9 protein-coding genes, 2 tRNA genes and 1 pseudogene are annotated in these 7,008 nt (G+C 71.0%); 9 read left to right on the top strand and 3 right to left on the bottom strand.

Annotated features, from left to right (window positions below; translation table 11 throughout):
• The 4 genes and pseudogenes from EDM04_RS18770 to EDM04_RS05660 form a co-directional block, all read left to right on the top strand.
• Nucleotides 1-177, top strand: a pseudogene (locus EDM04_RS18770) (ATPase); the annotation flags it as partial.
• 19 nt (nt 178-196) lie between these two features.
• Complete coding sequence (locus EDM04_RS05670; protein ID WP_123620167.1) at nt 197-544, top strand: CrcB family protein; 348 nt, start codon at nt 197-199, stop codon at nt 542-544.
• Complete coding sequence (locus EDM04_RS05665; protein WP_123620166.1) at nt 541-897, top strand: CrcB family protein; 357 nt, start codon at nt 541-543, stop codon at nt 895-897. Before EDM04_RS05670 ends, EDM04_RS05665 begins: the two co-directional genes overlap by 4 nt.
• Before the next feature lie 52 nt (nt 898-949).
• Nucleotides 950-1,255, top strand: coding sequence for a hypothetical protein (locus EDM04_RS05660; protein WP_123620165.1), 306 nt, complete (start codon nt 950-952; stop codon nt 1,253-1,255).
• Between the two features lie 40 nt (nt 1,256-1,295).
• Here the strand turns inward: EDM04_RS05660 and cca are convergent, their stop codons facing one another.
• Nucleotides 1,296-2,684, bottom strand: coding sequence for a CCA tRNA nucleotidyltransferase (cca, locus tag EDM04_RS05655; RefSeq protein WP_123620164.1), 1,389 nt, complete (start codon nt 2,682-2,684; stop codon nt 1,296-1,298).
• A gap of 173 nt (nt 2,685-2,857) precedes the next feature.
• Here cca and EDM04_RS05650 point away from each other — a divergent pair.
• Together EDM04_RS05650 and EDM04_RS05645 are read left to right on the top strand one after the other, a co-directional pair.
• A tRNA-Asn gene (locus EDM04_RS05650) sits at nt 2,858-2,930 on the top strand.
• Nucleotides 2,931-3,057: 127 nt separating this feature from the next.
• Nucleotides 3,058-3,132 (top strand) — tRNA-Ile (locus tag EDM04_RS05645).
• A gap of 4 nt (nt 3,133-3,136) precedes the next feature.
• Here the strand turns inward: EDM04_RS05645 and EDM04_RS05640 are convergent.
• Both EDM04_RS05640 and EDM04_RS05635 read right to left on the bottom strand, forming a co-directional pair.
• Nucleotides 3,137-4,000 (bottom strand): TIGR01548 family HAD-type hydrolase, encoded by an 864-nt coding sequence (locus EDM04_RS05640; protein ID WP_123620163.1) that lies wholly within the window; start codon nt 3,998-4,000, stop codon nt 3,137-3,139.
• Between the two features lie 82 nt (nt 4,001-4,082).
• Complete coding sequence (locus EDM04_RS05635) at nt 4,083-4,595, bottom strand: UPF0146 family protein (protein WP_123620162.1); 513 nt, start codon at nt 4,593-4,595, stop codon at nt 4,083-4,085.
• A gap of 39 nt (nt 4,596-4,634) precedes the next feature.
• Here EDM04_RS05635 and EDM04_RS05630 point away from each other — a divergent pair, with 39 nt between their 5' ends.
• From EDM04_RS05630 to EDM04_RS05620, 3 genes are all read left to right on the top strand, one after another.
• Nucleotides 4,635-5,156 carry an archaemetzincin family Zn-dependent metalloprotease gene (locus tag EDM04_RS05630; protein ID WP_123620161.1) on the top strand — a complete coding sequence of 174 codons (522 nt, stop codon included), beginning with the start codon at nt 4,635-4,637 and terminating at the stop codon, nt 5,154-5,156.
• 68 nt (nt 5,157-5,224) lie between these two features.
• Entirely contained in the window at nt 5,225-5,524 is a 300-nt protein-coding gene (locus EDM04_RS05625; RefSeq protein ID WP_123620160.1) for a DUF6432 family protein, read from the top strand.
• A 109-nt stretch (nt 5,525-5,633) separates the two neighbouring features.
• Nucleotides 5,634-6,800, top strand: coding sequence for an aminomethyltransferase family protein (locus EDM04_RS05620; protein WP_123620159.1), 1,167 nt, complete (start codon nt 5,634-5,636; stop codon nt 6,798-6,800).
• Nucleotides 6,801-7,008 lie beyond the last annotated feature (208 nt).

Below are 7,008 nucleotides of genomic sequence, written 5' to 3'. Positions count from 1 at the left end.
STCGCCTCCCGTCTCCCGGGCGGGACTGGCGAGGCGCTCGTCGTCGACGACGCGACCGAGACCGCCCACACCGTTCGAGTCCGCGAGCGGCGGACTCCGCACGGCGGCGGCAGCCCACGCGCGAGCCGTGCAGAGGCGGTCGCGGGCGCCACCGCGGAGTCCGAAGACCCAAGATGAGCGCCGGCGACGCCCCGGTATGGAACGGACGCCGCTGGGATTTCTCCTCGTCGCGTTCGGCGGGTTCGCCGGGGCCGTCGCCAGACACGGGGTCGACGTCGCCGTCGGCGACGCGACCGGCGTCGGCACCTTTCTCGCGAACATCCTCGGCTCCTTCGCGCTCGGGGCGTTGCTCACGCGCGCCGCGAGCCGCCGGACGCGGCTGTTCGTCGGGACCGGCATGCTCTCCTCGTTCACCACGTACAGCACGTTCGTCGGCGACGCCGTGTCGCTCGGGACGACCGCCGGCGCCGCGTACGTCGCCGCGAGCTACGCCGCCGGGTTCGCGGCCGCCGCGGCCGGGTTGTTCGTCGGAGGGCGACTGTGACCGATCCGCTGCTCGCGGCCGTCCTCGTCGGTCTCGGCGGGTCCGCCGGCGCCGTGGGTCGGCACGCGGTCGGTCTCCGAATCGAGGGCCGCCGATCGGTCGTGGTCGTCAACGCGCTCGGGAGCCTCGCGCTCGGCGCCCTCCTCGCCGCGCCGATCGGCTCGGGGGCGACCCTCGTCGCCGCCGTCGGGTTCTGCGGCGCCTTCACAACGTTCTCTTCGTTCGCCGTCGAGACCGTCTCGGCCGCGGCCGACGGCGAAGGCCGAATCGCGATCGGGTTCGCGGCCGCGAACCTGGCGGCCGCCCTGCTCGCGTTCCTCGCCGGTGCGGCGGTCGGCGGCGCGGTCGCCTGACCGCGGCTCCGGGAGCGACAGGTACAGGCGGATCCGGCCCGTACCGGTTCGCGTGACCGACGACGCCTCGTCCGGCGAAGCCGCACCCGAGGACCCTCCCGACCCGGACGACCCGGACGACCCGGACGTACCGGTCGACTTCGGGAACCTCTCGCTCCCGCAGCGCGCGTTCGTCGCCGCGGTCCAGAACCCGACCCGCGGGGTCGTGATCGCCGGCCTGCTCGCGTTCGCCTTCTCGTTTTACGTCGCCTTCTGGCTGGTCTTCCCGCGGGTCGCGGCGTTCCTGTCAGCGATCGGTGCCGTCCTGCTCGGAATCGTCGCGCTCGTGTACCTCGTCTCGGACCGGCTCTCGCGGTAGGTCGCTCTCTCGGTCTCGGGGTTCGCGTTCCCCTCCGAGCTCACGGGTGCGGTTCGTAGAACTCCCGCAGCGGCACGCCGAACGCGGGCGCGAGCGTCGCCACCGCGTCGCCGACCAACACGTCGCGCTCGGCGAACTCCCGTTCCACCTGCGCGCCCAGCGCCACGTCGCCGGCCGCGTCGCTTTCGAGGTACTCGCGAACCGTCGTGAACTCCCGCTCTCGCTCGACGACGTACCGGTCGCCGTCGATGAACGGGCCGTAGGTCTCCGGGTCCACGTCGTCGGCGTACGACTCGTAGAAGCTCGCGGCGTGTTTCCGCACCGCGACCGGCGGCCCCTCGTGACGGACCACGGCCGGCCGCTTCGCGACCTCCAGTTCGGCGTACAGCGCCGCGCGCTCGGCGCCGGCTCCGTCGCTTTCCGGACCCGTCGCGTCCGTCATCGCCCGCGCCCGGAGCACGTCGAATCCGCGCTCGTCCAGCCCGCCGACGATCCCGTCGAGCGACCGCCGGAGCTGCGGCCACAGCTGGTCGTCGACTACGTCCGGCGCGTCGAACACGACCGCCACCGGGGTCGTCTCCCGCCGGTCGAGGTGGTCGCGAACGCCGGCGGGGTCGAGCGGAGTCGGCTCCGCGGGATCGAACAGCCCCTCGCTCGGCGCCGCGAGCAGCTCGCGGGCGTAGTGCTGGAACCGCGCGAGGTTCGCCGCCGAGAGGACGGCCGCGACGTTCCGCGTCGGATCGGTCGGGTCGACCACGACGAGCGGGTCGTCGAAGGTCCGCTCGGCGTGGCCCTCCGGGTCGAACTCCACCGGTGGGTGCCAGCTCCGCGCGGACTCCACGAGGGGGACGAACCCGCCGAGCTCCAAGACGAGCAGCTCGGTGAGGTATCCCGAGAACCCCTCGGTGCGGAGGTCGCTACCGTACGCGCCGATCCCTTTTAAAAAGGCCTTCGCGAGCACCACGTCGTCGGCGACCGCGTCGTCCAGCCGCGCGGAGAGGTACGCGTCGTGGAACGGGGTGCGGTCGACGGCGGAGACGAGGTCGCCGGCGGTCGCCACGTCGTGGCAGGGGACCAGATCCACGTCGAACCCCTCGTGAGTGCCCTTCACGTAGGGGTGTTCCGCGTACTCCTCGTGGCCGTCGGGGAGGACGGCGTGGCCCACGGCGAGGCCGTACTCCTCCAGCTGTTCGCGGTCGAGGTCGGCGTCGAACCGCACGAAGAGGTCGATGTCCCGGTCACCGGAGACCCACGTGCCGCGGGCGGTCGACCCCACCTGCACCACGTCGGCGTCGACGGGGAGGTCGGCGATCGCCTCGCGCGTCCGGTCGGCGAGTTCGGCTGCGACCGTCCGCAGGTGCTCGCGCTCCGCGGAGTCGGGGACCGCCCGGTCGCGAACGCGCGACAGCACCGCCTCGAGATCGTCCATGGAGTCGGCTTCTCGCGGTCCGGCCGAAAACGTGTCGGTCACCGGACGAGCGGAGTGATCCGAGTGGCGATCGGGAGACTGCGAGTCGGCGAGATCGGGACGCGGTAACCGATCGCACCCGAGTCGGGCGGAAACGAAAGCCCTATCAAAACGAATCGAGTACGCTGAATCGAGCCGAAGTAGCTCAGTTGGTAGAGCGCCTCGCTGTTAACGAGGCGGTCCCAGGTTCGAGTCCTGGCTTCGGCGTCTCTCCGTTTCCTAGACCTCGTAGCGGTGGGTGTCGATTCAGTGTCGTCGACTTCACCGCCGGTCACGTCTTGCGATCGCGCGGATTCGGTACGCTAAAGGGTTCGTCCCGTTTACCCCGAATTACGGGCCTTTAGCTTAGTCCGGTTAAAGCGACTCGCTCATAACGAGTTGATCGCCGGTTCGAATCCGGCAAGGCCCATCTTCTACTCCAACAGCTCGACCAGTTCGTTCACGTCCTCGATGACGGCGTCCGCCCCGATCTCGGCGTACTTCCGGCGCCCTTCGTCGCCGGTCAGGCCGCCGGTGAGGACGCCGATTCCGTAGTAGACGCGGGTCGCGTCCTCGTCGTCGGCGTTGCGCGCGGTCCGCACGTCGTCGAGGGTGTCGCCGGCGAAGGCGACCCGCTCGGCGTCGAACCGCTCCGCGAGTTCGACGAGGGCCCGCGGGTGCGGCTTCCCCTCCTCCCAGTCGTCCATCGTGAACCGGCGGTCCTCGGGCACGTCGAGGCCGACGCGCTCCAAGGCGATCGCCGCCTCGGCGGCGGGCCGCCCCGTCAACACGCCCACGTCGAACCGGTCGGTGAGGTCGGCGATCGTCTTCGGTTCGACCAAGGTCGGCTCGTCGTGGATGTATCCCGGCGCCGACAGCGGCGGCTCGCCGCCCTCAAGCTCGCGGTACAACTCTTCGCCGAGATACAGCGCCTGAAACGTCTCGCGGAGGCGGTCGGTGTCCCACTGGTCGCGGACCCGCGCCTGCGCGACGCGGGGGAGGTCGCCGACGACCTCCTTCGCGGCGTCGAGTCCGCCGCCGCCCTCCGCGACTCGGTCCGTGAACGTCTCGACGTCCATTCCGAGCCCCTCGCGGCGGGCGAGCACGTAGAGGGCGGCCGCGTTCGTCAGCTCCCAGTCGTTGTTGAACCCGCCGGCGTCCTTGAACGACTGGACCGCGTCGCGATCGATCGTCTTGTCACACACCCGTTCGACGGACTCGATGATCGCCCGCCGGTAGGAGTCAGCCACGTCGACCAACACCCCGTCGATGTCGAGGACGACTGCGTCGACCTGCATACCCGTACGCCGGCAGGAGCGGGAAAGAACGTTCGGGTTCTCGCCGATCCGGCCGGTCCCGTTCGGTTTCGTCCCCCGTGTCTCACTCCGGGCCGGCCGACCGCCTCTCGCCCGCTCCGCCGCGCGCGACGTACAGTGAGCCCCCCTCGACGGAGCGCCGCCGGACCGGGACGACCGGCTCCTCGAACCCGAGGGTGGTGAACACGCAGGCGGCCTCGAGCCGGTCGGCGAGCGCGACGGTCGGGCGCTGCAGTTCGGCCGGGAGGTGACAGGCGTACACCGCGTCGATCGCGTCGAGCGCGTCCGTTTCGCCCGCGTCGACGATCGGTCCGGGATCGCTTTCGTCCGCCTTCCCGTCCACGAGCGCGAGCACGTCCCCTCGCTGGACCCGGAGCGAGCCGCCGGCCGCCTCGGCTTCGATCTCTCGTGCGGCCGCGCGCGTCCGGTCTCCCGGCTCGACGTCGACGGCGACGACGCGGCGGCCTCGCTCCGCGAGCGCTCGCGCGACCCCTGGCCGGTCGCCGATTCCGACCTCGACGAGGTCGTCGTGTTCTGCGAGTTCGTCGACCAGCGCGCGACGTGAGGAGGCGACCACGGCGCGGGCTTTATGATTGCGGCGGTCATAAGCGGTTCCATGCTCGTGGACATCGTCCCAGTCGGGGAGGTCACCCCCCGAGTGAAACGCGAGGCCTCCGCCGCGCTTCGTTCGGTATACGACTGCGACGTGACCGTCCACGACGACCAGCCGATCCCCGAGACGGCCTACGACGAGGGCCGCGACCAGTACCGCGCCGAGGACCTCATCGAGACCGTCGGCCGCGTCGGCGGCGGCGACAAGAACATCGGGATCACCCCGCGCGACCTCTACTACCGACGCCGGAACTACGTGTTCGGGCTCGCGTACCTCAACGGCAGCGGCTCCGTCATCTCGACGCACCGGCTCCGAACCTCCTCCGACGGGGGCGTCTCCACCAAGCCCGCGGTCGATGTGTTCTCCGATCGCGTGCGCAAGGAGGTCGTCCACGAGATCGGTCACACGCTCGGCTTGGAGCACTGCGACAACAGCAAGTGCGTCATGTCCTTCTCGCCGACCGTCCGCGAGGTCGACGTGAAAGAGGAGAACCTCTGCGGCTCCTGTTCGCGGCTAGTCCGGTAGGGTCCGCCGACGAGGGCGACTCGCCTCTCGCCGGTAGACGTAAACCGCATCCTGTCCAACTACTGCGCATGGCCGCAAAGCCGGAGTACCGCGACCGGCCGGACGTCGAGGTCGCGCTGTTGGACGCGCTCGTCGACCGCGGCGACGAGGGGATGACGGTGCTGGAGCTGCGCGCGGCCGTCGACGCCGACATCGACGCCGTCGAGGAGGCGCTGTCGGCGCTGAAGGCCGACTCGCTCATCACCGTCGAGAGCGAGGAGCAAGTGCGCGTGTACCCCCACGACCGCGTCGTCCCCGATCCCGAAGACCGGATGGAGAACGGTTCGGATACCCTCGTCGACGCCGTTCGCGACCGTCTCGGGCTGTAGCGACTCGTGCGTTCGAGAGGCCCGCGCGTTCGAGAGGTCCGCACGGGAGTGACCGCCCGCGCCAGACGAAGCCAGCGACCTTTTGCCGCTCCCCCGACTCTCTACTGGTATGACTCTCGTCTCCGACACTCACGGCGCCCACGGCGCGGTGTACCGCGACCGCGGCGGTCGTCGGGTGGTCGATCACTACGGGAAGCCCGAGCGCGTCGGCAAGGCGGTCCGCAACGTCGTCGGCGCGATCGAGATGGGGTACGGCGTGCTCGCAGTCACGGGCGAGGACCGCGTCGAGTTCGTCGACAACGCCGTCTCCAACCGCGTCCCGGACGAGGACGGGCGGGGGGTGTACGCGCTCCTGCTCGACCCGCAGGGCGGCATCGAGACGGACATGTACGTGTACAACGCGAACGAGCGCCTGCTCGTCTTCCTCCCGCCGGAGCGCGCCGAGGCGGTCGCCGAGGACTGGGCGAGCAAGGTGTTCATCCAGGACGTGGCGATCGACGACATCTCCGACGAGCTCGGGGTCTTCGGGGTCCACGGCCCCAAGTCGACCGAGAAGATCGCCTCGGTGCTCGGCGGACCGGGCGCGCCCGAGGAGCCGCTATCCTTTGTCCGCGGGTCGATGGTCGACGCCGGCGTCACCGTGATCGCGAGCGACGCGCCCCTCGGCGAGGAGGGGTACGAGGTCGTCTGCGCGGCCGCGGACGCCGAGGAGGTGCTCGACACCCTGCTCAACCGCGGGCTCAACGCGGCCCCGTTCGGCTACCGGACGTGGGACGCGCTCTCGCTCGAAGCCGGCACGCCCCTGTTCGAGTACGAACTGGAGGGGACGGTGCCGAACGTCCTCGGGCTCCGCAACGCCCTCGACTTCGAGAAGGGGTGTTACGTCGGGCAGGAGGTCGTCTCCCGCGTCGAGAACCAGGGGCGACCGAGCCGGCGGCTCGTCGGGCTCGACCTCGACGGCCTCGCCGACGCGACCGCCGAGATCGACGGCGACGCCGACCCGGAGGGGTACGACGAGGTTCTGCCGTCCCCCGGTGCGGCCGTCTTCGCGGGCGACGAGGCGGTCGGCGAGGTGACCCGTGCGGCTGTCGGCCCCGCTTCGGGAGAGCCGATCGCGCTGGCGCTCGTCCGGTTCGACGCCGACCTCGCGGCCGCCGACGTGACTGTGCGCGTCGACGGTGAGGAGGTCGCAGCGACGCGTGCCGACCTCCCGTTCCCGTCGGTCAGGGGCAGCGCGCAGTCCGCGCGGCTGCCGACGTATCCGAGCGACGAGTAATCGTTGCGATCGCTGTTGCGGTCGGCGCGTGCCGCCGAGCGCCCGCAGGGCGCGAGGTGCACGCGCGAGGGAGTCGGCTCGGCGCTTGTAAGCGCCGAGCCGGCGAGGCTGGGGAGGCGTGAGGTGCGGGGCGGTGCTGTGCGGGGTGGGACTCAAAGGGGCAGTCGGCTCCGAGAAGATGGGCGACGCAAGCACCGCAAGGAGCGAG

The organism is Halorubrum sp. CSM-61, from assembly GCF_003781945.1.
Lineage (GTDB): Archaea > Halobacteriota > Halobacteria > Halobacteriales > Haloferacaceae > Halorubrum.
Note: the sequence above shows the minus strand (reverse complement) of the source record. Positions and strands in the feature narration are given on the sequence as shown.